The sequence below is a fragment of the Legionella jamestowniensis genome (genome assembly GCF_001467745.1).
Taxonomy (GTDB): Bacteria; Pseudomonadota; Gammaproteobacteria; order Legionellales; family Legionellaceae; genus Tatlockia; species Tatlockia jamestowniensis.
The window spans coordinates 1,952,017-1,978,200 of sequence record NZ_LNYG01000013.1; the positions used below are offsets into that span (position 1 = coordinate 1,952,017).

The following is a 26,184-nucleotide window of genomic DNA, read 5'->3' on the forward strand; positions in this document are numbered from 1 at the left end:
GTTGCAATTGTAATGGTTATGGTGGTTGAATACCACAAATTTTTTATTTTTTTCTTAAAATTATCTCACTAAGTGTAGCTTATTTTTTTGGTTATTAAAGAACCATGAATTCTTTAATAACCAGTAACTAGCTCGATTAGGTATCGTCGCCTTCTAAGAAGCTTCTGAGTTTCTCTGAGCGGGAGGGGTGGCGCAGTTTGCGTAATGCTTTGGCTTCGATTTGTCGTATACGTTCGCGGGTTACGTCGAATTGTTTACCGACTTCTTCTAAGGTATGGTCGGTGTTCATTTCAATACCAAAACGCATACGTAATACCTTAGCTTCCCGAGGGGTTAGTGTCTCAAGGATTTCCAGGGTTGCTTCACGTAAACCTTCAGCTGTTGCGCGTTCAATGGGGGATTCGATGTTGGTGTCTTCAATGAACTCACCTAAGTGGGAATCATCGTCGTCACCTACCGGTGTTTCCATTGAAATGGGTTCTTTTGCAATCTTTAAAACTTTACGGATTTTATCTTCGCTTAAGTCCATTTTAGCTGCCAGTTCTTCAGGAGTAGCTTCACGTCCTGTTTCCTGCATAATCTGACGTGAAATACGATTAAGCTTGTTAATAGTCTCAATCATATGTACTGGAATACGAATGGTGCGTGCTTGATCTGCAATAGAGCGGGTGATTGCCTGACGAATCCACCAAGTTGCATAGGTAGAAAATTTATAACCACGTCGATACTCAAATTTATCGACTGCTTTCATCAAACCGATATTTCCTTCTTGAATCAAATCAAGGAACTGTAAGCCACGGTTGGTATATTTTTTGGCAATGGAAATTACCAAACGTAAGTTCGCTTCAACCATTTCTTTTTTTGCACGTCGCGCTTTGGCTTCGCCAATGGACATCTTACGGTTAATGTCTTTGATTTCGCTAATAATCAAGCCATATTCTTCTTCAAAACTTGCCAATCTTGCTTGCAGACGTTTTATCTCTTCACGATATTCGTCGATACGAGTCAAATCAAGCTTCTTAGCATGTTTGCTGATAATGGTTTCTAACCAACTTAGATCAGTTTCCTGACCTGGAAAGGTATCAATAAACAATTTACGAGGGATACGCGCTTTTTCAATACAAAGACGCATAATCGTGCGTTCAAATTCACGGATGTGATTTCTTAACTGGCGGAAGTGGCGGGTTAATTTGTCCACCTGTCTTGAAGTTAGTTTTAACTTCAAAAATGATTCTGACATGGTATCCAATAGAACAACCGTTTTTGGAGCGGTGCGGCCATGTTCCTTTAAGGCACTCATTGCGTTGTGATAATTTTCACGCAATTCATCAAAATAAATCTTAGCTTGCTCAGGATTAGGTCCTTCATCTGCCTCAGCGAGCCCGTCACCATCTTCGTCTTCGCCCGTTTCTTCCAGCTCGTCGAGTTCAAGCTCATCTTGTTGGGACTCATCGAGCATCGAACCAATATTGGCTGCAGGTGCTTCTTCTTCAACATCCGCAAAGCCACTAATTATTTCACTTAGACGAATTTCTTCAGTCATCACGCGGTCATAATCTTCAAGAACCAACTGTACGGTTTCAGGATAATGAGCGAGTGCTTTAAGAACCTGATAAATACCTTCCTCAATGCGTTTGGCGATGCGAATTTCACCTTCACGGGTCAAGAGCTCAACGGTTCCCATTTCGCGCATGTACATCCGTACAGGGTCGGTGGTTCGTCCAGTCTCTTTATCAACAGAAGCAAGTACAGCTGCGGCTTCTTCGACGTCATCAGCATCAGGAGCATCTTCCGTGGTACCAAGAAGTGCTAACTCATCTGCGCTAGGAGATACTTCAAATACTTTGATGTTCATGCCTTCCAGCATGCTGATTATTACATCAAAATGTTCGGTATCAACGATATTGGGTAACAAATCATTGATTTGTGCATAAGTCAGGTAATTTTGTTCTTTACCCAAGCGGATGACTTTAGTGATTTGCGAGTGCTGCTGTTCTTGATCATTCATAGTCGTCATAAGCATTTGTGAGGTTAAGGGAGCCACAAAAAGGTTTTGATTATAAACCTGCTATAGCAAACATGCCAGTAAATTTTGCGTTATTTTTTATCATCAACCGTTTGATGCCGTTGTTTTAACATTTCTTGCAAATTAAGTCTTTCTGATAAAGTTAAGCCCTGATTGCGTGATTTTGCAATGTATTGATTAATTTTATTCTCCAAATTCTGCTTTTGCAAAAATAAAATAATATCGACAAACTCTTTAACCAGGGCAACTTCAGGGACTTGATGTTCCCAACTGGCTAATTTTATCAATGCCTCAAAATAGGGGGTATTACGCCATTGTTCAATAAGGGTAGCGGTATTGACTTCAGGGGTTTTGGCGATCTGTTGTAATAATTTTTGCAATAGTTCCTGGTCTTTGCCATCCAGTAAAGCGGGATCGATAGCATGCTTGCACTCATTAAAAATTTCAGGGTGCTGTATTAGCAAGGCGATGGCAAGACGAATAGGGGAGCGGGTAATGGGTTTATGGCTTGTCTTAAGTTGAGGTGCTTTATCACGAAGCAATTGCTCAAGGCGATGGCTTTCAATGTGAGTTATTCGTGCCAGCTCATCAAGCAAAAGTTGTTTGTAAGGGCCTTCTTGCATTTTGAGTAAATGCGGCTTGGTGACATTAACCAATTGGCTTTTACCAGCAACAGACGCAAGGTCAATATTGCGGCTAAGCGTTTCGAAGAAAAATTGATTAAGTGGTTTCGCTTGCTGTAATCGTTCTAAAAATTGTGTGGCCCCTTCTTCCCGGACAAGACTATCGGGATCCTGACCTTCAGGGAGAAAAATAAAACTGGCATTAAGTCCTATATTTAACTGAGGAAGACAACTTTCTAAAGCACGCCAGGCAGCCTGGCGGCCGGCAGTATCGCCATCGAAGCAAAATATGAGATGTTGAGTATGTTTAGTTAATAATTGAATATGATAAGTACTGGTGGCAGTTCCCAGAGTAGCAACTGCATTGCCAATGCCATGCTGGGCAAGGGCTATCACATCTAAATAACCTTCCACAATAATAATACAATTAATCGTTTTTTGTGTTTGCAGAACCTGATGTAGTCCATACAGTTCACGGCTTTTTTGAAAAATAACAGTCTCTGGTGAATTCAAATATTTTGGTTTTTGTTGCGCATCAATAGCGCGCCCACCAAAGCCTATAATGCGTCCATGCCTATCGTGAATGGGGAACATAATTCGATGACGATAGCGGTCATAGGTTTTGCCATCTTCTTTCTGAATGAGCATACCTGTGGTGATGAGCTCTGCACGATGCCCTCTAAACTGTTTTTCAAGTATTTGCCAATCGGAAATTGCATAACCAAGTTGATAGCGTTTGGCAATTTCACCAGTGAGTCCTCGCTGGCGCAAATATGTAATCGCTTGTTGTCCCTGTGTTTTTAATGTTTGTTGATAAAATTGACTGACTTGTTCTAGTAGTTGATACAAACTTAAAGAATGCTGATTTTTTTCCGTACGACCTTCTCTTGGTACTTGCAAACCTAGACGGGAAGCCAAGGTTTCTATTGCATCAGTAAACCCTTGATTGAGATAATTCATTACAAAACTAATGACATTGCCGCTCGCACCGCAACCAAAGCAGTGGTAAAACTGCTTTTTAGCAATGACATTAAAAGAAGGCGTTTTTTCACTGTGAAAGGGGCAACAAGCTACAAAGGCTTGTCCACTTTTTTTTAAAGGAATATAGCTATCAATCAATTCAACGATATCAGTACGAGTTAGCAGTTCGTCGATGAATGGCTGCGGAATTAAGCCAGTCATGATGGGGAGTTAACTCAATCTCGCCTTTATTAGCGCACTAACTTGGGTCATATCAGCTCGTCCTTGAAGTTGAGGCTTTAAAAGAGTCATGACTTTGCCCATATCACTCATTTTTTCAGCACTGGTTTCGGCAATTGCTTTATCAACAAGCGCTTTAATTTCAGCGTCAGACAATGGAGTAGGAAGATAATTATTAATTATATCCAACTCAAACTGCTCTTGTTCGACCAAATCATTACGATTAGCGGATTTGAATTGAGCAATAGATTCTTTTCGTTGTTTGGCGAGTTTATCGAGAATGACAAGCATCCGAGCATCATCAACTTCGATACGTTCATCCACTTCAACTTGTTTGACGGCAGCAGTAATAAGACGAAGCGTGTCCAGTTTCTTTTTATCCCTGGCACGCATGGCATCTTTAATGTCATTACTGATACGGTCTTTAATCATCATAAATTACTTGCGTTTGCGTTTAGCATTACGGCGAGCTGACATACTAACATCACGAGAGATTTTTTTCAGGTGGCGTTTTACAGCAGCAGCTTGTTTACGTTTACGTTCAGCAGTAGGCTTTTCGTAAAACTCGCGACGACGTAACTCAGTTAAAATGCCTGCTTTTTCACAGGAGCGCTTAAAGCGACGGAGTGCATATTCAGGGTTTTCGCCTTCTTTCACACGAACGGTGGGCATTAATGTGTTTCCTCTAAAATTAATTTAACATAATAGGCTGGCAATTCTAGTGCCAGTTAAGGCAATCGTCAAGTTTATAATGGTAATTTAATTTCACTTTAAATCAATCCATAACTATACAATTTATAAATAAGTTAGTCTTTCTTGGTGTTCCAGCGTGTCTTTTCGTATAATGATCGTTTATTTTTTAATCACAGCAGTAGGAGAGCGATGCGAGTACTAGGCATTGAGTCATCATGTGACGAAACAGGGGTTGCCATTTACGATTCCGACAAAGGATTAATTGCTCATGCCCTGCATTCACAGATGGAAACCCATCAGCACTATGGCGGGGTTGTGCCAGAATTGGCCTCACGTGATCATGTTAAATATATAGTGCCCTTGGTCAGTGACGCTTTACAACAGGCTGCTGTTGAAAAGACCCAATTGGATGCCATTGCTTATACTGCGGGACCTGGGCTTATTGGCGCGTTGTTGACAGGGGCTTGTTTTGCAAAAAGTTTGGCACTAGGGCTTGGGATTCCTGCACTAGGAATTCATCATCTGGAGGCTCATTTACTTGCTGCAAAACTGGACTCACCGGCGCTGGATTTTCCTTTTCTTGCCCTGTTGGTTTCTGGTGGGCACACACAATTAGTTGAAGCGCGAGCTTTAGGGGAATACCATATTATTGGGGAAACTCTGGATGATGCAGTGGGAGAAGCTTTTGATAAAACGGCAAAGTTGATGGGATTGCCTTATCCAGGTGGCGCTGTTTTAGCACATCTTGCGGATAGTGTACGGGCAGAGGATAATCAGCTCCCTCCCTTTCCAAGGCCTATGACTGACAGACCAGGCCTTGATTTTAGTTTTAGTGGCTTAAAAACCCATGCGCTAACGGTCTGGCATAGTAGTCATAAGGATGAAAATGCTAGGAAATTAATCGCAAAAGCCTTTCAGGATGCTGTCATAGAAACGTTACTTATTAAATGTAAACGTGCCTTAAAACAAACGGCTTGCCCAAAATTGGTAGTTGCTGGTGGCGTGGGCGCTAATCAGGCATTAAGGGTGGGCTTAACAAAACTGCTTGAGGAGATGGGAGGAGAAATTTATTTTCCACGTCCGGAGTATTGCACAGATAATGGAGCTATGGTGGCTTATGCAGGTTGTCTACGGTTATTGCGTGGTGAAAAAGATCCGGGGCAAGCGGTGGAAGTAAAAGCCCGTTGGCCATTGAGTTAACCTCTACTTACCGCGATAAGCAGAGGTTAGTCGATTAAGGGTTTTCTGTTTTTTCTGTTTGCTCTGTCTCAGTAGTTTCTTTCGTTAAAGAAGTTTTATCTTCTTTAACCAGCTGGACTGGCATTTCTTCATTTTGTTCCAATTCTTGCTGTTCCTCTTCAAGGACGGCATTAATTTCTTCACGCAAGGAGGAGCGTTTAAACTGAATTTTTGATTCTTTGCCATCAATTAAGCGCGTTATATTCTCACGATGCTTGTAAATTACAAACAGCATAATGAAAAACAGCGGGGGGAACATGAGTAAACCATTGGGAATAAAAAGTGCATACCATGGTGCCATGCTCATTGATACCATCGATGCAACGGATGAGTAACGAGTGAAATTGGCAACCAGAAGCCAGGTCGCAATTACAACCACACCTAACATAAAATGCAGGCCTAGTAAGGCTCCAATTGCCGTTGCAACCCCTTTTCCACCACGAAAACTAAAAAATACAGGATACATATGACCCATAACGGCTGCCCAACAGGTAAAACTGACAGCAATAGGATCCGCCCCTATTATTTTTGCGAAAAGAACAGGTAAAACGCCTTTTAAAAGATCAGCCAACAGTACGATAGCCGCAAATTTTTTCCCAGAAATTCTTAAGACATTAGTCGCCCCTGGATTTTGTGAGCCTGTTATGCGTGGATCAGGAAGAGCGAAAACTCGAGAGACAATGACTGCTGAGCAAACCGAACCAGCCAAATAGCCAACCGTGACTACAAAAATAAATAACAGGGCAGATAACATCGCGCCTCCTCGGCAGATAAAAGCTTCATTATTAATGAAAGCAGAACTATTGTGAAGACTCTTAGAGTATAGACTCAATCAAAAATGAGCACAGGAAAGGATAGTGATTGGTAGAAATTATTCCGGTAAAAAGAGCGCTTGCAAATCATTCGTGTAACGTCGTCCAAGTTCAGTAATTTGCCAAAATGATGCATGAAGACTTATTAGCTTTTTTTCGGCAGCAATTGTCAACAAGGGTTCTAATTGTGTGAAAGCCAACCCTGTTCTTTCATAAAAAAGTTGGTAAGCAATAGGTTGATGCAAACGCGTTGTGTTGAGCATAAACTCGAAAATGAGCAACTCAGGTTTAACAGCTTCTTTAGTGGCATAAGGTTTAGTTAAATCCAGATAATCTGCGGGTTGTCGATGTTTTCTAGTGCGAAAGACATGGCCTTCTGCAGAGGTTAGTTTGCCATGGGCGCCGGCGCCAATTCCATAATAATCACCAAAAAGCCAATAGTTTAAATTGTGACGAGCTTCCTTTTCTGTTTTGCAGAATGCAGAAATCTCATAGCGGGTAAAGCCATTTATAGCCAATAGTTCAAGGCCTTTGTCTTCGAGCTCGCAAGCTTCATCTTCATTGGGCAACACAGGACGTTTTTTATAAAAAACAGTATTCGGTTCGATTGTTAATTGATACCAGGACAAATGCTCAGGCTGGTGATTTATGGCGATTGCCAGATCACTTAATCCCTGTTCAACAGTTTGACCAGGTAAGCCATGCATCAAGTCAATGTTTATATTGTCAAACCCAGCGCGTCGAGCGGCTTGGATAGCCCTATGCGCTTGCTCATCATCATGAATACGACCTAGGTTTTTCAAGTGTTGAGAATTAAAACTTTGTATGCCTAAAGAGAGTCGATTAATACCTAATTGGCGATAATTATTAAAGCGTTGTTGTTCTACAGTACCTGGATTTGCTTCTAGTGTAATTTCAATCCCTCGCGTAAAGGGTATTAATTTATTAAGTTGACTAAGCAAGCTATCATAGGCTTTAGCTGAAAATAAACTGGGGGTGCCGCCGCCAATGAAAATACTGCTGATCTCCTGCGGCGCAGGAAAAGTATCTAAATCGGCTTTAAAGTCGGCAACAAGCGCTTGAACATAAGTATCCTCTGGCAAGCTAGACGGACTCTTGTGGGAATTAAAATCACAATAGGGACATTTGCGAATACACCAAGGGATATGAATATATAAGGAAGTGGGTAGCATCGTTTAACATTCAGGCTGGCTTGTTTAGACTCCTAATAGTATCATGACAATATTTTTTACAAAACACTTGTTGATTTAAGTGCAGGTTATTTTTTGCGGCAATCAGTAGGATCCATGATTTAGCTATCTGACGGGATCCCGCGCATAAAGCGCGGGAAGTTGTAAATAAGGCTGGAAGTTGTGGATAAAGAAGGGCCGTTTAGTATGCCTACGTCCTGCGACTTGTCCCCAGGATTCAGACATCTGTGTAAATGCAGAAGGTTGGTGTTAAAGTTTAGACATTAAATTGTAAAGGTATTGGAGATGCGTAAAAAACCGACTTGCTCAAAGCGCTCTGTAGTCGCCAAGTCTAATTTGTTCACGATAGAACAAATGCACCTTCATTTCGCCAATGGAGCGCAGCGGATTTATGAACGCATTCGTAGCCATGGACATGGGGCAGTGCTGATTGCAGCTATCACTGCAAGTGAATCTTTTATCTTGGTGCGTGAATATGCTGCAGGAACGGACACTTATGAATTGGCGTTTCCCAAAGGACTTATTAATCAAGGGGAAAGCCCATTGGACGCGGCAAATCGTGAGTTGCGCGAAGAAGCGGGTTTTGCGGCGAAGCAATTGCATTCATTAAAACGGCTGACATTAGCGCCAGGCTACTTTGGGGCTGCTTTGGATGTGGTAGTGGCGTATGATTTATATCCAGCACCTTTGCCGGGAGATGAACCAGAGCCCCTAGAGGTGGTTGAGTGGCCTTTAGAGGCAATTGAGGAGTTAATTGTACGTCCTGATTTTTCTGAAGCGCGAAGTATTGCTGCGCTTTATTTGGTAAAACAATGGTGGAAAAAGGAAAAGAATAATGAATAAACGAGTACGAGTTGCGATAACCGGGGCTGCCGGTCACATTGGTTATGCCTTACTTTTTAGGATTGCTTCTGGACAAATGTTTGGTCCTCATACCGATGTTGAGTTGCATCTTCTTGAATTAGAGCCTGCTTTGCCTGCGCTTGAAGGTGTTGCTATGGAGTTGGAAGACTGTGCTTTTCCTCTTCTAAAGCGTATTGTATGTACCGCTGATCTTAAGCAGGCAATGGATAGTGTAAACTGGGCTTTGTTGGTTGGTTCAGTACCTCGCAAGCAAGGCATGGAGCGTTCTGATTTACTACAGATTAATGGCAGTATTTTTACTAAACAAGGACGTGCTCTGAATGATTATGCAGCTGAAGACGTCCGGGTTTTTGTGGTTGGCAATCCGTGTAATACCAATTGTCTGATAGCAATGAACAATGCAAAAGATATTCCCAATGATAGATTTTATGCCATGACCACCCTGGATGAATTACGGGCCCGTACCCAACTTGCAAAAAAGGCAGGGGTTGACGTGACAGAAGTTAGTCAAATGACAATTTGGGGAAATCATTCATCCACACAATATCCTGATTTCTACAATGCAAAAATTGATGGTTTATCTGCTGCTTCAGTTATTAAAGATGAAAACTGGTTAAAAGAAACGTTTGTCTCCACCGTCCAACAGCGTGGTGCGGCAATTATTAAGGCGCGTGGTGCATCGTCCGCTGCTTCTGCCGCGAATGCGATTATTCATGGCGTTAATAATCTAATTACCGACACGCCAGCAAATGAATCATTCTCAATGTGCTTAAGTTCACAAGGGGAGTATGGGGTTGATGAAGGTTTAATTTTCTCTTTCCCTTGCCGTCGTACGCATGGTGAGCTTCATATTGTAGAAGGGCTATCATTTAACGAGTATGCGAAAGCAAAATTTGAGGCCACGTTGGATGAACTTCGTCAGGAACGAGATACTGTCAAAGAACTAGGCTTACTTGATTAAAAAATAGAACTAATCCGACAAGATGTTTTGTCGGATTAGTATTTTGATAAAAAATATCCGCTCAAAAATTAACTAACACCCATCAAATAAATAATTAGTGATAAATAAATTCATACAAATTGTTGTTTATTAATAATCTCTTAATGTATTAATGTTATCCTTATTGTCATTTTATTGCGTAGGATGACTTTATGTGGTACCAAGACTTAATGTTACCCCTGCTTGCTAAAGTTAAAACAGCGGATAGACAGAAAGCCGCAATTTTTTTAGAAAATTTTCTTAAGCAGTTAAAGCAAGCGCTTTATTTTGAAGAGAGTAGTATTCCTGTAGCACCTATGCTTCAGCTAATAGATAGTTCTTATTCTGCATTTAAAAATACCAATGATAATTCTCTGTCACTAAATCAGTTTGCTAATGTTGTTTTCCCAAGAGCCTTACTTTATGTCAAAGTTAGTGAGGACTCAGCCACTTGGAATGTCGATTTCTTGTCTATCGTAGAGCAAGTAAAAGAGGATTTGGGTTGGCAAGCAGATATTGATGAGTTAAGCCGTGATTTTGCATCGGGTCAGAAAAAACTTAATAGTAAAACTTATCTTAGTGACACAGACAAGGCTATTATTTATTTGCTGAACAAAAAGGAAATAAAGTTACTCCAAATTTTAAAGCATCAATTGAATGTTAATTTTTTTGATCTTGAGATTATTTTTCGTCGATTCGGCAGCACTAAAAATTTGGAAGCATTTAGACAAGATAGTGTGCAGTTAGAAAATAGTGCCTCTCGAGATTTCAACGATTTGGTAGGTTTTTTAACGCTGCCTGGTCTGATTCAAAAAATGAAAGAGGCTGCTGTATTATTCGCCCGTTTTGAATATGAAAATTCAACATTCCTAAGTCTTGCCAAAACCCTGGAGGGTCAAGAGCAAGAACTCAGCAAGGCATTTGCAGAATTAGCCCCTAATTTGGGAAAAATAAATGAAGTAAAGAAAAGAATTAAAGATAACTTACAAGAGCAAATGGAGCAATTAGTAGCTTCTTTAAGTAACGACATACAGGCAATGCGCCTATTTTCTCATGCATTTGCCTCTCATAATTTTCTTTTTCCAAATCTAGTGCAGCAAATAGAAGACCAACTTAAACTTAAAAACAGGGAAATAAAAGCTCTTTTTCCAGAGAATATTGCTAAGCTCTGTTTAGACATCTTTAAGGTAGAATGTGAACTATGGGAAAGTAGTCTAAATAATCAAAATATAAAGTTAGAAGAAAAAAATAAGATTAAATTGAAGGATTTACTTCAGCAACTCGAATTGCTATTAGATGGAAGTCCATTAAAAACCAGATATTCTTTCTTGAAATATTTTGAAAAATTCTCCGTATTTTCACCTTTGCTTATGAAGCAGAATGGTTTACTTCAACTAAATCCAGTGCCTCAGAGTATTCTAAAAATTAAAAAATTTGCAGAACAATTAGATTCACCCCATAAAGAAAAAATTCAACAGTTTGCTACTCAAGAGCAGGAGCGTTGGGAAAGTTCGGATAAGCCTGCAGATGCGGCTTATACCACTGCCTTTGGAATGTCCCTGACAGAAGCATTTTATAATGAACTGCTCGCTGCTAATTCCTGGGAGTTGTTGCAAAAATTAAAAAGTTTTGCTCCATCTTTTACTGAAAAAGAGGCTGTTAATTTTATTTTTGAAGCGATTTTGAATAGAAATAACAGAAATCTAGCCATGCTTGATACGCATGAGATCGCTACGGCAATTACGCAGATGGAAGTTTTTGCAAATACGACGAGCTTGAGAAAAAAGAACGCAATAAACGATTTAGTACCTCAGCTAAAAACTCAATGGCAGAATTTATCTATAGAGTTGATAAAACCTAACCCTGATAACGGCAAGGTGCAACACTTAAAATCAAATTTTGTGACATTACTTCATTCAAAAGATGAATTAATGAATGAGCATCAAGATCCTTGGTGGCAAATCGTATTTAATATCATGTTTGCTTTGACAGGCGTTGGTGCGCTCGCCATTGCTGGTAAAACAGTCTATAGCGGCCTTAAACATCAACAATTATCCATCAATTCATGCCTCTTTTTTGCAAAGACTGCCTCACAAGGAAAAATTGAGACCATTGAAGAGAAAGTGATTAGTGTGACTGCGTAATGCAGTCATTCTAATAGCAGCTATCTAAATAGTTGATCTTTACCTCTGTATAGCATCAATGTGGGGTGATTACAGTTTAATCTAGTCACTAGTCTTGCATAAGAGCCATACATCTAAAAGTTCATACTCACTTTTGCTTGAGAAGCATTATAATTTTTAATCATTTCGGTAAGCAATTGCTTATCTTGAAGTGTCTCAACAAGCTCTTTGATTCGGGGTTCAAAGGTTATTGCTTCAAAGTAATTTAAATCAGAAAGTGATAGCTTTTCGAGACAACCTTTTACTGTAAGAAAGGTATTTGTTCCAGTACTTTCTGCCATTAAATCTTGACTGAGTTTTCTTAAGACATTAGTTCTATTTTGTTTTTCAATAAAGGTTTGAATTTCTTGACTACTACTAACCGGGAGATCTGCCAATTCCTTACGTAAACTTGTTTCGAGTTCCTGAATGCATTCCACAACCGTTTCAATGTCTTCATTACGATAACCCGTATAGTCGGCTATTATTTTTTCATAATGGTGATATTTATCGATGAAAACCTGAAAGGGCTCTTTCTGTTGAGAATAATTGACTATAGTATCAGCCACAAGTCCTCCTAATACCATGGGGATAGCTGATGAAATACCCACGGGATAATAAGGTGACATGGCGCAATCGCCTAAAAGGACAATATAACCTCCATTAGGAAGTTTTCTGCAGGGTTTATCTACATACCGCATATCAGATAAAAAAGTATTGATATTAGATTGCTTGTCATTTTCACCTTTCTCATCGATGATAAAATTATCTGCGGAAACCTGCACTCTTTTTGCGGCAAAAAAGCTAGCCCACTCAAGCGCCTTTCTTCTTTTAATAACCGGATTAGAGTTTGTATGAAGAAGCTCGGGGATACGAGATGCAATAAATAAGCGAGGTTTCCAGTTTGGATCTTGTAAATTTTCTTTATACAAATTATCGTCAAAAATACAGTCTGGATTGCCCCATAACGGATCCCAGCCGTAAGAGTGTAACTCTTTAGCGCTTAGCTGAATTGGTTTTCTATTTTTTGCCAGAAACTCTTGATAGGTTTTTTCTTTACTCAAAGGTTTTACTGTTAATCTCGCAGCAATGTGATGAGTTGGCGTTCCCATTTTTTTATAGTGGAAAGGAGTTAATGAGGATGTAAAGTCTTTGGAAATGATGTTATTGAGTTCTTGTACTAATTCCCTTTTTTCCCCCTCACAGATCAATAAATAATCAAACGTTACAGATTTCTCATTTTCTAAATGCAGTACTTTTTTTTGCAAATCAATAGTTATGACTCTTGTTTCGTGCCATTGTAATTTAACGTTTGGGATAGTTTGATGATCGATGTGTTCTTTAAGCACTTCTTGTAAGGCTTTAATTGAAAAATTTTTAGGGGCAGGATAATTATCTTTCTGACGCATTAGTTTGCGTAAAAATTTTTGTCGTTTGTTTAAATTGTTAATGGGATTTTGGTGTGTATCAATTAATTCCCCATGATGATTAATTCGTAACTCATTATGTGGATCAAATAACCGGTGGCAAAATTCATCCCATCTTAATTCTGGATCAGGAAGAATGTCCGTTTTAGGAACAATTAGTTTTTGTCGACGTGTAAATTCTTTACGTTTTTCAATAACATCAATTCTAAGTTCAACAGCGGGTGCTTTTTGGGCTTTTTCTAAAAGCGAGGCAATGGTTGCCAAACCAGCAGGGCCGGCGCCTACTACGGTTACATCGATTACAACTTGTGGCATAACTAGATCAAAAAATATTAAAATTGGCGAAAATTATACCACAATGACGCGTAATAAAACTAGGTGGATTGGCTCAAAACAATTATCCTCTTAATTACGAGTTCTTCACAAAAACACCAAAAGGGGCATAAAGTTCTTTACCATTGATTTTTACCTGCGCAAAAACTTTGGTATAGCCTGATTTTTCAGGTTGAATATGGAATTGTAATTCCGGACCTCCTCGCGCCCCCTTGCCAGTTGGTTCTTGCCCCATCGGGTGAATATGTACAACGGTTTTAAGATCCTGGTTAAAACCGACAATGTGAGCAAAAGCCCCCATGATGGGCTCTAAATTCTCTACAGGTTTGCCTTTATTGTCAGTAATAACAATTTTCCCCATTGTAGGTTTTCCTGTTTGTAGAGGAGTGTCAAATGATAAATGAAACTGGTAACCATCTACAGCGCTTTCATAAGAGGATTGAGGTTTAATATTGATAGATTCATTGTTGTCTCCAGAAAGCAAATCGACTGTTACATACTCTTGTTTATTTGTTGTAACAGGTACTAAATCAGCCCAAGCTCGGTACGTGCCGTTCTTATGCGCAGGCTGCCATTGAAAGCGGTAAACACCTGCTACTTTTGTTGGTGTGGGGTGCACATGACTATAATCAGAAAGCGTATTATCAATAATTAATAAATGAATTTTTTGAGTATGAACTTCTTTAAGATCGGACAGAAGGACAGGTTGGTTTGTTTTGTTGTTAGTGAGTTTAATGAAAACTTCTTTCCCTGTATTCTTAGGGATAATTTTTTCAATGGTAAAATCAATGGTTGATAATGGTTGTGAAGTTGACGAGGAGTGTTGATGATGTTGATGCACTGCCAACTTAGAGTGAGCAATCAAAGGGGGACAAATCAAATTCATCAAGAAAAAGATAATCAGATTTTTCTTAGTTAGTATAGAAAGTAATTTTTTCACAACATACTCCAGTGCATTTAGATAATTTATATGGCTTATTGCAGTTGGTGCTTGGCTCGCCATTGTTCAATGTAATTATATACCGTAGGCACCACGATCATATTTAAACAGGTTGATGTGAACAAGCCACCTAACAGCACTTGTGCCAAGGGACGTTCCAACTCTTTACCAACAGGGGATCCCCAAAGTAAAGGAATTAAGCCTAAGGCAGTGGTAGTTGCTGTCATCAATACTGGAATAAGTCTATCCAGGGTGCCTTGCACGACAACTTCCTGCAGTGTTTTTCCTGTTGTGCGTAATTGATTATAGTGGGCAACGAGAATAATACCATTGCGTGCCGCAATACCAAACAAGGTTATGAAACCAATCATGGCAGCGATACTCATTTCTCCACTGGCAAAAAATAAAGAAAAGACACCACCAATTAGGGCCAAAGGTAGGTTAAAAAGCACCAAAACGGCTTCTCTTAATGTACCAAATGCCTTGTACAATAACAGAAGCATGGCGATAATTGCCAAACCACCTAAAAGCAGTATAGTCCGAGCGGCTTGTTGTTGTGTTTCAAACTGTCCCCCATATTGGATAAAATATCCAGGAGGCAATTTGACCTGTTCGTTAATTCGCTGTTTCAGCGTGCGGATAACCTCTCCTAAATCCTTTTCCTGGACATTAAAAGCGATAACGACCATACGCTGGACATTTTCGCGATTGATTAGAAAAGGTTGCTCTTGTTCCGAAATTTCCGCAACGGCCCTCAAGGGAATTTTTTCAGTTTGCTGCGAATCAATTCCATGTGCGTCAATTAACATGTCATGAACAGCCTTTACACTTTGCCGACCTGGTTCAGCCAAGCGTAAATACAGATCAAAACTGCGTTGTCCTTCAAGCACACTTGAAACTTGCACCCCATTAAGTAATGTTTGGATATCTTCAGAAATCTGCCCGACGTTGATTCCGTAATAGGCCGCTTTTTCGCGATCGATTTTAATAATCAATTGTGGGACATTAATTTGCTGTTCCTTGTTAATATCAACAACGCCTGGGATGTCTTTAATAAGTGATGCGATGGAATCTGCGAGTTGGTTAAGCATGGCTAAATTGTCACCGAATACTTTAATCGCTACTTGTGCTCGTACACCAGAAAGCACTTCATCCATCCGGTGGGCAATGAACTGTCCAACATTAAAAACAGCACCAGGTATTAGGGCTAAGTCCTGGCGTATGCGTCTAAGTAATTCATCAGGGGGCATGCTTTTGTCTTTATCAAAGTCTAAGTAGAGATCAAATTCACTGACATTGGGGGGGAGTGCATCTTCATCCAGTTCACTCCGTCCCGCCCGTTGGGCTATGGAAATAACTTGGGGGTATTTTAATAAACGCTTTCGAACTTGCGTGCCTAACCGCATTGATTCTTCTATGGAAGTGCCGGGAAGTGTCGTCATAGCGATGATAAAATTTCCTTCATGAAACTCAGGTAAAAAAGCAGTGCGAAAAAAAGGAAGTAACATCAGCGAAATAAAGAAGATTAAAAATGCGGAAGTAATGACTAACCAGAAGTGATGAATTGACCACTGTAAAATGGGTTGGAAATGACGTTTAAGCCAGGAAACAAAAGGTGTTTCTTTTTCGCTGCTCTGTGACAGTGACAGCATGGCAGTGTTCTCTGAGGACAAACCTTTCTGGATTAATGCATTGAAGGGATAGTTTTTATCCTGTTGTTTTTCTTTGTGATTGACAAATAATAAATAACAAAGAGCAGGTACTGCGGTGATTGAAACCACAAGAGAGCCCAAAACAGAAGCAATATAGGCAATGGCTAAGGGGCTGAAGATTTTTTCACTGACACCGGATAAGAAAAAAATGGGGATAAAGACCAAACTGACGATAATGGTAGCATAAATAACGGAATTTCTTATTTCAATCACCGCAGCAAAAATCACGGATAAGGTGGGAAGAGGATGTGTAGATGCACGATTTAAACGTAAGTGTCGAATTACGTTTTCGACAGTAACGATACCATCATCGACCACTTCACCAATAGCAATGGCAATCCCACCAAGCGTCATTGCGTTAATGCCAAAGCCAAAAAAATATAAAATGAGAATGCCAAATACAAATGAAATGGGCATGGAAAGAAAGGTAATGAATGAAGCCCGCAAGTTCATTAAAAAAATGAATAAAACCAGAATGACAATAAACGCGCCTTCCAGCAGGGCAATACTAAGATTTTTAATAGCTGCTTCAATGAAGGTGGCTTGTCTAAAGACATTAGTTTTTAGCTCCACCCCCGGAGGAAGAGAAGCTTTAATCTCAGCCAGGGCTTTTTCTACCTTATGTGTGGTTGTTAGGGTATTTGCACCAAAGGATTTAGAAATCGTGCCAATGACTGCGTTTTTAACCCCAAAGGCGGCGTCGCCCCGTTTAATTTCGCCTCCAAATGTAACTGTTGCGATGTTGTCAATGGTTATAGGAATTCCTTTGCGAGTGGTTATAATTGTTTTTTTAATATCTTCAAGTGTTTTTATTCTGCCGATGGTTCCAATAATTAGCTCCCCCCCTGCTTTTTGCAGAAAGGCACCAGGAACGTTGCGATTTGACTTTTCCAAGGCTTGGCGTACTTCTTCGATACTAATGCGATAAGCCAACATTCGTGAAGAATCAAGCAGGACTTGATATTGCTTTACTTCGCCACCTAAAGATACTACCGAGGCTACCCCTCCTAAAGCCAATATGCGAGGACGAATTACCCAGTCAGAGATAGTGCGTAACTCTTCAGGGGATAACGTATCACTTAGCAGGGCATATTTTAGCATCCATCCCACGGCTGAAATAACCGGTAGCATCACTGGCGCTTTGCTTCCAGGCGGCAGTTTACCAACCACTTGCTGTATACGTTCATTAATCAGTTGTCTGTCGCGATAAATATCAGTTTGGTCATTAAAAATAACTACAATGGTGGATAAGCCTGCTGAGGTTCGTGAGCGAACAGAGGTTACACCAGGTGTTCCATTAATAGCGCTTTCCAAAGGATAGGTAATCAAGGCTTCGACATCTTGGGGAGCCATTCCTGGGGCTTCCGTTTGAACAACCACTTGTGGTGGGGCAAACTCAGGAAAAACATCCACCGGCATTTTTTGCAACGCATAGCCGCCAAGAATACATAAAGCCACCGTCATGGCTAACACCAAAATTCGATTGGCAAGTGACCAGGCGACGAGACGGTTAAACATCTAATGATGATCCTCTGTTGATGATGATTGTCCTCCTGTTAACCACAGCGTATAAAGTTGGCGATTTCCTTGGACTACCACCTCATCGCCGGCAGATAGGCCTTGGGTAATTTCAGTATAATTGTCATCACTCATTCCTGTTTTAACGATTACCCGCTGAAATTTATTATCATCACGTTTAAAAACAAATTTTTCATCATTGGATTCTAAAATGGCTGCGTTTGGCACGGTTAACGTGTTTTTGTTTTCTTGTAAAATTAAATTTGCACGCGCAAACATCCCGGGTTTCAGTAAATTGTTTTTGTTATCCAGAATAATTTGGACATTGACGGTACGGGTAACGGAATCAAGATTCGGTTCTATTAAAGTCACTTTACCCAAAAAGGTTCGTTTAGGATAACTTAACACGCGAACATACGCCTCTTGTCCAAGTTTTACTTTGCCTAAATCTTCCTCATAAACATTTGCTACAACAAGAAGCCGATTGCGGTTACTGATATGAAACAAGACAGTATTAGGTTCTACGGCTTGACCTAGCGTTACGTTGCGTGCATCGATAATCCCTGACATAGGTGAGGGAATGACGACACTGGGAGGAGGGTCACCAATAAGGCGTGATTGTACTTTTGCCAATGCTTGCCCTTCTTTTACACGATCACCTAAATTGGCGTATAAGGCAGAAACATTGCCACTGATTCTAACGCTGACATCGGCCTGCTCATTTGGCAACAACTGTATTTCGCCGTTTAATCCTAATATTTGGGATAAAGGGCGTTTTGTTGCATGCACAATTTTCAAGTCAATAATTTGCTCCTGCTCTTTGGTCAAAAAAACAGGACCCCGTGGTGTTGTGGAAATTTCAATTTTTTCACCATGAGCAAAACTTGCTTTACTGAAAGCGAATGCCCATAAAATAAGAAGTCCATGAAGGAGACGGTGTTTTCTAGGATACTTCACGATGAACGAATACATTTAGCGTCCTTTTTCCAGAGAAGGGGCTGCAGAGGGAAATGCGGTTATTTCCTAAGGCTGTGCACAATTTCACGACTGCTTGTAAATATTTTTCGAGAACATTGAGTTGACTCGTTTGTAATTCATTTTGCTGCCGTTGAATCTGTAAGACTTCAAGCAAGGAGATTTGGCCTTTTTGGTAGGCCTCTCTTGCTAATTTAATGTTACGATTAACGAGTTTAAACGTATTGCCAGTTTGTAATTGTTGCAAAGCCATATGCAGCGCATTAACCTGGCCATAGTTGCTGGCTACTTCATTTCGAATAGTAAGCTTTAATGCTTTTATTGTCATAAGATTTTTTGTGCCTTGCAACTTTGTTTCCATAATTCGTCCCTGGTTTTTGTTAATCAAGGGAAGTGGAATAGAAATATTGACGTTTAAAGCACGATCAGGTTTTTGCTGAGGGGCACCTTCGACAGCGATTTTCTCTTGTTGCACCGCGAGCCCAATGGTCCAATCTGCCCAGCGTTCTCTGCGAGCGAGTTGCGCATCAGCCTGGGCACGCGTAAAGTTTAGCCAGGCAATCTGCATTTCGGGACGCTGCTGTAAGGCATGTTGTTGTAATGCAGTCAAAGAAGGTAAGCCTGCCAATCTCGGTAAAGACTTATTGATTAGCAACGACGTTTGTCTTTCGCGTCCCAGTAGCAAATTAAGGCGAGCTTGCTGATTAATCCTTAAGCTGGTTAAGGCTTGCTTCTCTTGCAAAAGTCGTTGATATTCAAGTTTTGTAGTGTTTGCATCCAGTTCGGAAACTTCTGCGGCGTAAAAACGTTTTTGGCTTACTTGCATTAATTGTTGGCTTATCGTCAACAGTTTATTTAATTGTTTTAAACGTTCATCGGTAATGAGAAGAGCGTAAAAATTTTCAGCTACTTGGCCGCGAAGTTGTCGTTTCGCATTTCTGATTTCTGCCATGGCAATAGCAATATCGATGCGAGCGACGTTTTTTTGCTTATTAATTCGACCAGAAACAGGAAAGGCTTGGATAAAACCAATGCTGCGTGTATATTCGCCTTCATTGGTGAAAAAACGATCATCGCTATTGAGAATTTGTAAACTTGGATTGGCCCATAAGCCTGTTTGTTTTAAGCGTGAAGCTGCCAAAAGAACATTATAGCGAGCCGCTTTTAAATCTTTATTATTCTCTACAGCAAGTTTCACCACGGATTTCAAACTCAAAGCGGTGGCAGCAAAACCAGGCAAAGGCAGCATACTACAAATCAGTAGGCATGCTAACTTTATTTCCCTTCGCTTGCCAATTTTCATAATTCAATCCATCGCAAGCGTAATGCATTAACAATCACAGAAACAGAGCTTAATGACATCGCTGCCGCTGCAATCATTGGATTTAACAATAATCCTGTGAACGGAAATAAAATTCCCGCGGCTACAGGAACGCCTAAGATGTTATAAATGAAAGCAAAGAATAGATTTTGACGAATATTACGCATGGTTGCTTCAGAAAGACGTCTGGCTTTAACGATGCCATCCAAATCACCATGAAGCAAAGTAACGCCTGCACTTTCTATCGCAACATCCGTACCTGTTCCCATGGCAATTCCTATGTTGGCTTTGGCGAGAGCAGGTGCATCATTAACACCATCACCAGCCATGGCAACAATATTATTTTTAGCTTGTAGTTCAGCCACAATTTTACTTTTTTCAGCAGGCAAAACCTCAGCAACTACTTTATGAATGCCAAGTTTTGCGGCAACGGCTTCAGCCGTTTTTTTATTATCCCCTGTAAGCATTACTATTTCTATGCCTTCTTCTTGCAAGGCTTTAATGGCATTTTGGGCTGTTGATTTTACGGGATCTTCGATAACAAGAATTGCTGCTATCTCTTGTTCAATTGCCATATACATGACAGAAGCACCGTGAGCACGTAATCCTTCAGCTTTTTCTTGAAACACAGAAACATCAGCGTGCTCTTCTTCCATGAGTAATGCATTACCAATAGCAATGTTACGCCCAGTGATGGTACCTCTTACACCTTTGCCTGACGGGGCGTCAAAATGAGTTACCGTTTCAAGTGTTAAACTTTTTTCTTGGGCTGCTAGAACGATAGCACGAGCAAGCGGGTGCTCACTGTTATTTTCCAAAGAGGCAGCCAAAGTTAATGCCTCCGTTTCTGTTATTTTTGTTGTAACAAGTTGGGTTAATTTAGGATGCCCCTCCGTTAAGGTGCCTGTTTTATCCACTACCAGCATGTTAACTTTTTCTAATTGCTCGAGAGATTGCGCATTTTTAATTAAAACACCATGGCCTGCACCTTTGCCAATCCCCACCATAATTGACATAGGCGTTGCCAAGCCTAAGGCACAAGGACAAGCAATAATAAGAACGGAGACAGCAGCAATTAAACCGTAACTGAAAGCAGGGGAAGGACCTACAAAAAGCCAGATAACAAAGGCGAGTAAAGCAATTAAAATCACAATGGGTACAAACCAGGAAGCAACCAGGTCTGCCAAACGCTGAATAGGTGCACGGCTTCGCTGGGCATCACTAACCATTTGAACAATCCGTTGCAACATGGTATCGCGTCCAACGTGGATGGCTTTCATAATGAAACTACCTGTTTGATTAATGGTTCCGCCGATTACTTGCGAACCGGTTTCTTTACTAACGGGAATGGGTTCCCCAGTAATCATTGATTCATCAATATTGCTATACCCTTCGATAATTTCACCATCAACAGGTATTTTCTCACCTGGTCGCACGCGTAAACGATCACCTGTTTCTATCGCCTCAATGCTAATTTCTTGTTCAAGGTTATTGGCATCAAGTCGGTGTGCTGTATCGGGCGCTAAGTTTAATAGTGCCCTTATGGCACCTCCTGTTTTTTCGCGTGCCTTAAGTTCTAACACTTGGCCCAATAATACCAGTGTGGTGATAACAGCAGCCGCTTCAAAATACACAGCAACAATACCCTGTTCGTTGCGAAAAGTAGTGGGGAAAAGTTGCGGAAAAAGGGTGGCAATTACACTGTAGCCCCAGGCGATACCCGTTCCTATTGCAATTAGGGTGAACATATTTAGATGGCCTGTTGTTAGAGAATGCCAAGCACGAACAAAAAAAGGCCAACCACACCATAAAACAACCGGTGTTGCTAAAATAAGCTGGATCCATACTGATGAATTGTCAGGAATAACAGGCAGCAGGTGTTCACCCATTGCAAGAATTAACACAGGCAGGGATAAAAATAAGCCTACCCATAATCGCCGCCGCATATCCACATATTCAGGATTTTGTTCTTCTTGTAACGAGATGGATTCAGGTTCTAAGGCCATGCCACACAAAGGGCAATTACCGGGTTTATCCTGACGAATCTCAGGGTGCATGGGACATGTATACATGACAGGCGCACCAGGTGCGGGAATGGGTTTTTGCACCGCCTCTGAATGATGGCAACAGTTGTGTTGTTGTTCGTTTTCTTTTGCATGATGATGTGAAGGATGTTGATGGTTCATAATTGCCTACTCGTATTTTTGCAATAGATTGATAATTTCTTTAAGTTGTTTAACTTTTTGCTGTTCGTCATTAACTTGACAGGCTTTAGCCAAACAATGGCCCAAATGAACTTCAAGGACACTCAATTCAATGGTTTTTAAGGCATTTCTTGAGGCCCTTAATTGTGTCATGATATCAACACAATAACGTTTTTCTTCAATCATTCGCTTAATGCCTTCAATTTGTCCAAGCACGCGGTTTATACGCGATAATTCTTTGGCATGGGTAGGAAAGTCTGACATAGCTATATTCTCCAATATACCTATATAGGGTATATACCCCCAGGGGGTATTTGTCAAGCCACACTATAAAGTAAGCTTATTACCAAGCAGAAGTTCCTTCGCGACTGCGCAAACAGGATTAACTTTTTCATAACATATGATCAAAAGTATATTTGCCCGATTAACTCTTCCTAAAAAAGACAAATGCTTGGATTTATGAAATAATTTACTTGAGTTTATAGTCGCCGTACAAGGAAGCAATCATGATTTTGAAAACTTATGATATTAATAATATTGATCATCTCCTTACCCCTCTTGAATCTTTCGAGATAACATTAGATTCACCCGCGCTCGATATTTTTACTGACTTTCAAAAGACAGAACCTCTGGTGATTGATGATTCACTCGATGTAGTAACCGCGGAAGATTTAATGAAAAAAACACATGTGCGATTGAAACTTGTGTTAAATGGTGAAGAGTTTGTAGGAACGCTGGCTTATGGTGATTTAATTGGTGAAAAAATGATGGCTCTATCCCATCATACGCCGAGAAATCAAATTTTAGTAAGTGATGTAATGACGCCAAGGAGTCACTTGAAAGCAATCGCTTTTAATGATTTGAAGCGAGCAAAAATCCGGGATGTTGTAGAGACACTAAAAAATGAAGGTAAGCAACATTTTTTAGTCATTGAAGAAGAGCGTTACATACGCGGTATCCTTTCGGCAAGCGACATCGCACGTCGTTTGCATGTACCTGTAGATATTACTCGCGTTTCGACCTTTATCGATATTTATAAGGCTTTAAATCACGATAAATACTAATTTATTTTCCCAGGTACATTATCCTGAAAGTGCCATTCTTCAAGCAGCTATGCCGCTTTCAGGTGGATCGCAGTAATCGGTATTTATAAGACAATATGTTTAAATAATTGCCAATTCGCATCAATTAAGTCATAATGGTTCGGTATGAGTTTTTTTATGACTGTATTATGAGAGCTAAGGTTAGTTTTTTACCTATTTTTAAACCTGTTCATGTTAAGGGCGTATTAAAAGAAGATAAAGTTAGTACCCTCCTTACTGAAGCCACAGAAATTATCGAATCAGCGGTTAGTAATATGTCCTCCATTGTCGAAGAACAGTCTTATGATTTCGGTATTGTTATTGGACATGAAGATTTTTTTGAAAGTGCAAGAGATCACATCGGTGATGGATGCATACCCCAAGCCCAAGGATTGGCTTACTTTGTCAATGAACTGTGTAAATTGAGTGCGCGATATCCCAATGTTCTCCTAATACCGGGAACCATTTATCTTTCCGTGAATAAACTAATCCAAGATGAGAAACACTATCGCCAAAATGGTTCTAAAAATTATACTGCGGCTGTTTATGTGCAAAACATAGCCCCAGTCTTTTATAGAGGCCAGCTGATTCGACTGATTAAAAAAGGGAATTATTTGGAAGGTATTTTTCGTGATGAGGTTAAAGCGTCAAAGTTAAGACGTGAGTCTATCACCACTGAAAATGATTTTTTGGAGATGCTTTCTTCAACCTGTGAGCGTTTGGAAGTAAGCGCTTATGCTGAAGATGAATTAGAGTCTTTTGTTCCACGGGTAGTCATGTTTGGTAAAACGCCTTTACCAGGTGAAGAACAATTATTACAAAAATATAATTTAGCTCATGAGAATTTTTTTTCACCGGTATTTACTGTAAAAGGTGTACACTGCGGTTTGGAAATTTGTGCTGATCATCGTAGAGCCCAAGCGGGTTTGCTGCCTTGTTTAAGAAATTTGGATATTCATCTTTTAACCTGTTTTGGTCAGACACCTGTTTATGACGGCACAAACAATCAAGGTTTTTTTATTCGGGCTGATCATGATAGTTCTACTATTTATGATATGAAGGTAGACAAGGCTATTGAAATAGAAGAACCGCTTGCTTTCTCAAATAAAACAGGGCGTTTGGGGAAAGACCAAGCATTTACATTATTCACTTCGGCAATGAATTCAACAGAAGAACCGTTAAGTTTAAGCGCAGAATCTGCAATAATAAGTCTGAACGATACTTAGTGTTTAAAATGCCGATAACCGGTAAATATCATGGCTATTCTTGCTGCATTGGCGGCCGCAATAACCTGCTTGTCACGGATGGAGCCTCCTGGCTGAATAATTGCTGTTATGCCAGCCTCTGCTGCCATCACTATATTATCTGGAAAAGGAATGAAGGCATCGGATGCCAACACTGCACCTGAAGTAGAAAAACCTCCTTCTTTGGCTTGCCATAGTGCTATTCGTGTACTCATGACACGGCTGGTTTGTCCTGCTCCTATCCCAATAGTGGCTGCATTTTTTGCAAGCACAATCGCATTGGATTTTACATATTTGGCTGTTATCCAGGCGAACATTAGGTCTTGCATTTCTTGTTCAGAAGGTTCTTTTTCAGACACAAGCCTTAAATCATCGCCATTGATAATATAATCATCATGCTCCTGAACAAGTAGGCCGCCGTAAATAGTGTGCATGTCTAGCTTAGATTGACTTTCCTTTGGCCATTCTCCGGTTATTAAGACACGCATGGCGGGTTTACTGGCAAAAATAGCCTTTGCTTCCTCATGAATCGCAGGTCCTATAATTACTTCGGCGAATTGTTTTTCTAAAATTGCTTTTGCAGTTTCCGCATCAATGGTGCGATTAAATGCGAGAATCCCGCCATAGCTTGATACCGGATCAGCCTGGTAGGCGCGTAAATAGGCATTAGTAATGGTGTCTCCAACGGCCACACCGCAAGGATTACCGTGCTTAACAATCACACAAGTCGCAGAAGACAGTGGAAACGCTCTAATGCAATTAAAGGCAGCATCTGCATCCAGCAGGTTGTTATAAGAAAGTTGCTTTCCCTGAATGGTTTGTGCAGTGGCTAGTGAACCTTTTGGTGGGTTTTTATCGCCATAAAAAATGGCCTGTTGATGAGGGTTTTCACCATAGCGCAACGTATATTGTTTTTTAAACTGACAAGTTAAGATAGAAGGAAAACCAGACGGTTCTTTCACATCATTCAGAGTACCCAAATAATTGGCAATAGCAGCATCATAGGCAGCAGTATGGGCAAATGCTTTCTTGGCCAGCAAAAATCCCCAGTTTTGCGGAGCTTGTCGAGCATGCAGATAATTTTCCACTGTTTCATAGTCATCAGGGGTGACAATAACAAAAACATGCGCATGATTCTTTGCCGCAGCTCGAATCATCGCAGGACCGCCAACATCAATATTTTCGATCGCTTTCTGAAAATCACAATCAGGATCGCTAATGGTTTGTTCAAAAGGGTACAAATTAATAATCAATAGATCAAACCGTTGGATCCCAAATTGCTGCAAGGTAGTTTCATCATCCCGGCCCCGAGCAAGTATGCCTGCATGAATGGCGGGGTGCAAGGTTTTCACACGGCCATTGAGCATCTCAGGAAACTTGGTGCAGGCACTGACCTCAGTCACTGGTAAATGATGTTCCTGTAATACAATGGCGGTATTACCCGTTGCAACCAGCTCTACTCCATTTTCATGAAGTGTTTTTGCTAATTTAACAAGGCCTCGCTTATCAGAAACACTTAATAAGGCACGTTTGGGATAAAAGTGAATAAAGTCCTGAGCGCTCATGGTAAAGCCCACATTTTAAAAATTTTTATTTAACGGCGGGAAAATAATAATAAA

The 26,184-nt window shown here is 40.4% G+C and carries 20 protein-coding genes; 6 read left to right on the plus strand and 14 right to left on the minus strand.

What is annotated here, in order from left to right:
- Positions 1 to 136 precede the first annotated feature (136 nt).
- From rpoD to rpsU, 4 genes are all read right to left on the minus strand, one after another.
- Positions 137 to 2,008, minus strand: a complete 1,872-nt coding sequence (rpoD, locus tag Ljam_RS13020; protein ID WP_058450830.1) for an RNA polymerase sigma factor RpoD — start codon at positions 2,006 to 2,008, stop codon at positions 137 to 139.
- Between the two features lie 89 nt (positions 2,009 to 2,097).
- Complete coding sequence (dnaG, locus tag Ljam_RS13025) at positions 2,098 to 3,831, minus strand: DNA primase (protein WP_058450425.1); 1,734 nt, start codon at positions 3,829 to 3,831, stop codon at positions 2,098 to 2,100.
- 9 nt (positions 3,832 to 3,840) lie between these two features.
- A complete protein-coding gene (locus tag Ljam_RS13030; protein ID WP_058450426.1) occupies positions 3,841 to 4,284 on the minus strand; it encodes a GatB/YqeY domain-containing protein in 444 nt (147 codons plus the stop codon).
- 3 nt (positions 4,285 to 4,287) lie between these two features.
- On the minus strand, positions 4,288 to 4,521 hold the full coding sequence (gene rpsU / locus Ljam_RS13035) for a 30S ribosomal protein S21 (protein ID WP_058450427.1): 234 nt from the start codon (positions 4,519 to 4,521) through the stop codon (positions 4,288 to 4,290).
- Between the two features lie 210 nt (positions 4,522 to 4,731).
- On the opposite strand from rpsU, the gene tsaD reads away from it, so the two are divergent.
- Positions 4,732 to 5,742 (plus strand): tRNA (adenosine(37)-N6)-threonylcarbamoyltransferase complex transferase subunit TsaD, encoded by a 1,011-nt coding sequence (tsaD, locus tag Ljam_RS13040; protein WP_058450428.1) that lies wholly within the window; start codon positions 4,732 to 4,734, stop codon positions 5,740 to 5,742.
- A 34-nt stretch (positions 5,743 to 5,776) separates the two neighbouring features.
- Here tsaD and plsY read toward each other — a convergent pair whose 3' ends face one another.
- Together plsY and hemW are read right to left on the minus strand one after the other, a co-directional pair.
- The gene (plsY, locus tag Ljam_RS13045; RefSeq protein WP_058450429.1) at positions 5,777 to 6,535 is read right to left on the minus strand and encodes a glycerol-3-phosphate 1-O-acyltransferase PlsY; all 759 of its coding nucleotides are present in this window, start codon (positions 6,533 to 6,535) and stop codon (positions 5,777 to 5,779) included.
- A gap of 117 nt (positions 6,536 to 6,652) precedes the next feature.
- Positions 6,653 to 7,786: a radical SAM family heme chaperone HemW gene (gene hemW, locus Ljam_RS13050; RefSeq protein ID WP_058450430.1), complete on the minus strand. Its 1,134-nt coding sequence runs from the start codon at positions 7,784 to 7,786 to the stop codon at positions 6,653 to 6,655.
- A 303-nt stretch (positions 7,787 to 8,089) separates the two neighbouring features.
- Between hemW and nudE the strand changes: the two genes are divergently transcribed.
- The 3 genes from nudE (at position 8,090) to Ljam_RS13065 (ending at position 11,791) form a co-directional block, all read left to right on the plus strand.
- Positions 8,090 to 8,647, plus strand: coding sequence for an ADP compounds hydrolase NudE (gene nudE / locus Ljam_RS13055; protein ID WP_058450431.1), 558 nt, complete (start codon positions 8,090 to 8,092; stop codon positions 8,645 to 8,647).
- Entirely contained in the window at positions 8,640 to 9,629 is a 990-nt protein-coding gene (locus Ljam_RS13060; protein ID WP_202967570.1) for a malate dehydrogenase, read from the plus strand. The genes nudE and Ljam_RS13060 overlap by 8 nt, the downstream gene beginning before the upstream one ends.
- Positions 9,630 to 9,820: 191 nt before the next feature.
- Positions 9,821 to 11,791: a hypothetical protein gene (locus tag Ljam_RS13065; RefSeq protein ID WP_058450433.1), complete on the plus strand. Its 1,971-nt coding sequence runs from the start codon at positions 9,821 to 9,823 to the stop codon at positions 11,789 to 11,791.
- A 113-nt stretch (positions 11,792 to 11,904) separates the two neighbouring features.
- Here Ljam_RS13065 and Ljam_RS13070 read toward each other — a convergent pair whose 3' ends face one another.
- The 7 genes from Ljam_RS13070 to Ljam_RS13100 form a co-directional block, all read right to left on the minus strand.
- Positions 11,905 to 13,551 (minus strand): FAD/NAD(P)-binding protein, encoded by a 1,647-nt coding sequence (locus Ljam_RS13070; RefSeq protein ID WP_058450434.1) that lies wholly within the window; start codon positions 13,549 to 13,551, stop codon positions 11,905 to 11,907.
- Between the two features lie 94 nt (positions 13,552 to 13,645).
- Positions 13,646 to 14,509, minus strand: a complete 864-nt coding sequence (locus Ljam_RS13075) for a hypothetical protein (protein ID WP_238583733.1) — start codon at positions 14,507 to 14,509, stop codon at positions 13,646 to 13,648.
- A 35-nt stretch (positions 14,510 to 14,544) separates the two neighbouring features.
- Positions 14,545 to 17,739: an efflux RND transporter permease subunit gene (locus tag Ljam_RS13080; protein ID WP_058450436.1), complete on the minus strand. Its 3,195-nt coding sequence runs from the start codon at positions 17,737 to 17,739 to the stop codon at positions 14,545 to 14,547.
- On the minus strand, positions 17,740 to 18,711 hold the full coding sequence (locus tag Ljam_RS13085; protein WP_082651628.1) for an efflux RND transporter periplasmic adaptor subunit: 972 nt from the start codon (positions 18,709 to 18,711) through the stop codon (positions 17,740 to 17,742).
- Positions 18,683 to 20,017, minus strand: coding sequence for a TolC family protein (locus tag Ljam_RS13090; protein WP_058450437.1), 1,335 nt, complete (start codon positions 20,015 to 20,017; stop codon positions 18,683 to 18,685). Before Ljam_RS13090 ends, Ljam_RS13085 begins: the two co-directional genes overlap by 29 nt.
- On the minus strand, positions 20,014 to 22,221 hold the full coding sequence (locus Ljam_RS13095; RefSeq protein WP_058450438.1) for a copper-transporting P-type ATPase: 2,208 nt from the start codon (positions 22,219 to 22,221) through the stop codon (positions 20,014 to 20,016). The genes Ljam_RS13090 and Ljam_RS13095 overlap by 4 nt, the downstream gene beginning before the upstream one ends.
- 6 nt (positions 22,222 to 22,227) lie before the next feature.
- Positions 22,228 to 22,503, minus strand: coding sequence for a metal-sensitive transcriptional regulator (locus Ljam_RS13100; RefSeq protein ID WP_058450439.1), 276 nt, complete (start codon positions 22,501 to 22,503; stop codon positions 22,228 to 22,230).
- A 242-nt stretch (positions 22,504 to 22,745) separates the two neighbouring features.
- Between Ljam_RS13100 and Ljam_RS13105 the strand changes: the two genes are divergently transcribed.
- On the plus strand, positions 22,746 to 23,303 hold the full coding sequence (locus Ljam_RS13105) for a CBS domain-containing protein (protein WP_058450440.1): 558 nt from the start codon (positions 22,746 to 22,748) through the stop codon (positions 23,301 to 23,303).
- Between the two features lie 167 nt (positions 23,304 to 23,470).
- Positions 23,471 to 24,547 (plus strand): hypothetical protein, encoded by a 1,077-nt coding sequence (locus tag Ljam_RS13110; protein ID WP_058450441.1) that lies wholly within the window; start codon positions 23,471 to 23,473, stop codon positions 24,545 to 24,547.
- On the opposite strand, the gene purH is transcribed toward Ljam_RS13110, so the two are convergent.
- On the minus strand, positions 24,544 to 26,130 hold the full coding sequence (purH, locus tag Ljam_RS13115) for a bifunctional phosphoribosylaminoimidazolecarboxamide formyltransferase/IMP cyclohydrolase (RefSeq protein WP_058450442.1): 1,587 nt from the start codon (positions 26,128 to 26,130) through the stop codon (positions 24,544 to 24,546). The genes Ljam_RS13110 and purH overlap by 4 nt on opposite strands.
- Positions 26,131 to 26,184 lie beyond the last annotated feature (54 nt).

Excerpts from the sequence above, each read along its gene's own strand:
- tsaD (WP_058450428.1), top strand. The coding sequence starts at position 4,732 with ATGCGAGTACTAGGCATTGAGTCATCATGTGACGAAACAGGGGTTGCC.
- Ljam_RS13090 (WP_058450437.1), bottom strand. The coding sequence starts at position 20,017 with ATGAAAATTGGCAAGCGAAGGGAAATAAAGTTAGCATGCCTACTGATT.
- nudE (WP_058450431.1), top strand. The coding sequence starts at position 8,090 with ATGCGTAAAAAACCGACTTGCTCAAAGCGCTCTGTAGTCGCCAAGTCT.
- Ljam_RS13060 (WP_202967570.1), top strand. The coding sequence starts at position 8,640 with ATGAATAAACGAGTACGAGTTGCGATAACCGGGGCTGCCGGTCACATT.
- Ljam_RS13110 (WP_058450441.1), top strand. The coding sequence starts at position 23,471 with ATGAGAGCTAAGGTTAGTTTTTTACCTATTTTTAAACCTGTTCATGTT.
- rpoD (WP_058450830.1), bottom strand. The coding sequence starts at position 2,008 with ATGAATGATCAAGAACAGCAGCACTCGCAAATCACTAAAGTCATCCGC.
- Ljam_RS13095 (WP_058450438.1), bottom strand. The coding sequence starts at position 22,221 with ATGAACCATCAACATCCTTCACATCATCATGCAAAAGAAAACGAACAA.
- Ljam_RS13065 (WP_058450433.1), top strand. The coding sequence starts at position 9,821 with ATGTGGTACCAAGACTTAATGTTACCCCTGCTTGCTAAAGTTAAAACA.
- Ljam_RS13080 (WP_058450436.1), bottom strand. The coding sequence starts at position 17,739 with ATGTTTAACCGTCTCGTCGCCTGGTCACTTGCCAATCGAATTTTGGTG.
- dnaG (WP_058450425.1), bottom strand. The coding sequence starts at position 3,831 with ATGACTGGCTTAATTCCGCAGCCATTCATCGACGAACTGCTAACTCGT.
- plsY (WP_058450429.1), bottom strand. The coding sequence starts at position 6,535 with ATGTTATCTGCCCTGTTATTTATTTTTGTAGTCACGGTTGGCTATTTG.
- Ljam_RS13105 (WP_058450440.1), top strand. The coding sequence starts at position 22,746 with ATGATTTTGAAAACTTATGATATTAATAATATTGATCATCTCCTTACC.
- Ljam_RS13070 (WP_058450434.1), bottom strand. The coding sequence starts at position 13,551 with ATGCCACAAGTTGTAATCGATGTAACCGTAGTAGGCGCCGGCCCTGCT.
- Ljam_RS13030 (WP_058450426.1), bottom strand. The coding sequence starts at position 4,284 with ATGATGATTAAAGACCGTATCAGTAATGACATTAAAGATGCCATGCGT.
- Ljam_RS13085 (WP_082651628.1), bottom strand. The coding sequence starts at position 18,711 with ATGTATTCGTTCATCGTGAAGTATCCTAGAAAACACCGTCTCCTTCAT.
- Ljam_RS13100 (WP_058450439.1), bottom strand. The coding sequence starts at position 22,503 with ATGTCAGACTTTCCTACCCATGCCAAAGAATTATCGCGTATAAACCGC.
- purH (WP_058450442.1), bottom strand. The coding sequence starts at position 26,130 with ATGAGCGCTCAGGACTTTATTCACTTTTATCCCAAACGTGCCTTATTA.
- hemW (WP_058450430.1), bottom strand. The coding sequence starts at position 7,786 with ATGCTACCCACTTCCTTATATATTCATATCCCTTGGTGTATTCGCAAA.
- rpsU (WP_058450427.1), bottom strand. The coding sequence starts at position 4,521 with ATGCCCACCGTTCGTGTGAAAGAAGGCGAAAACCCTGAATATGCACTC.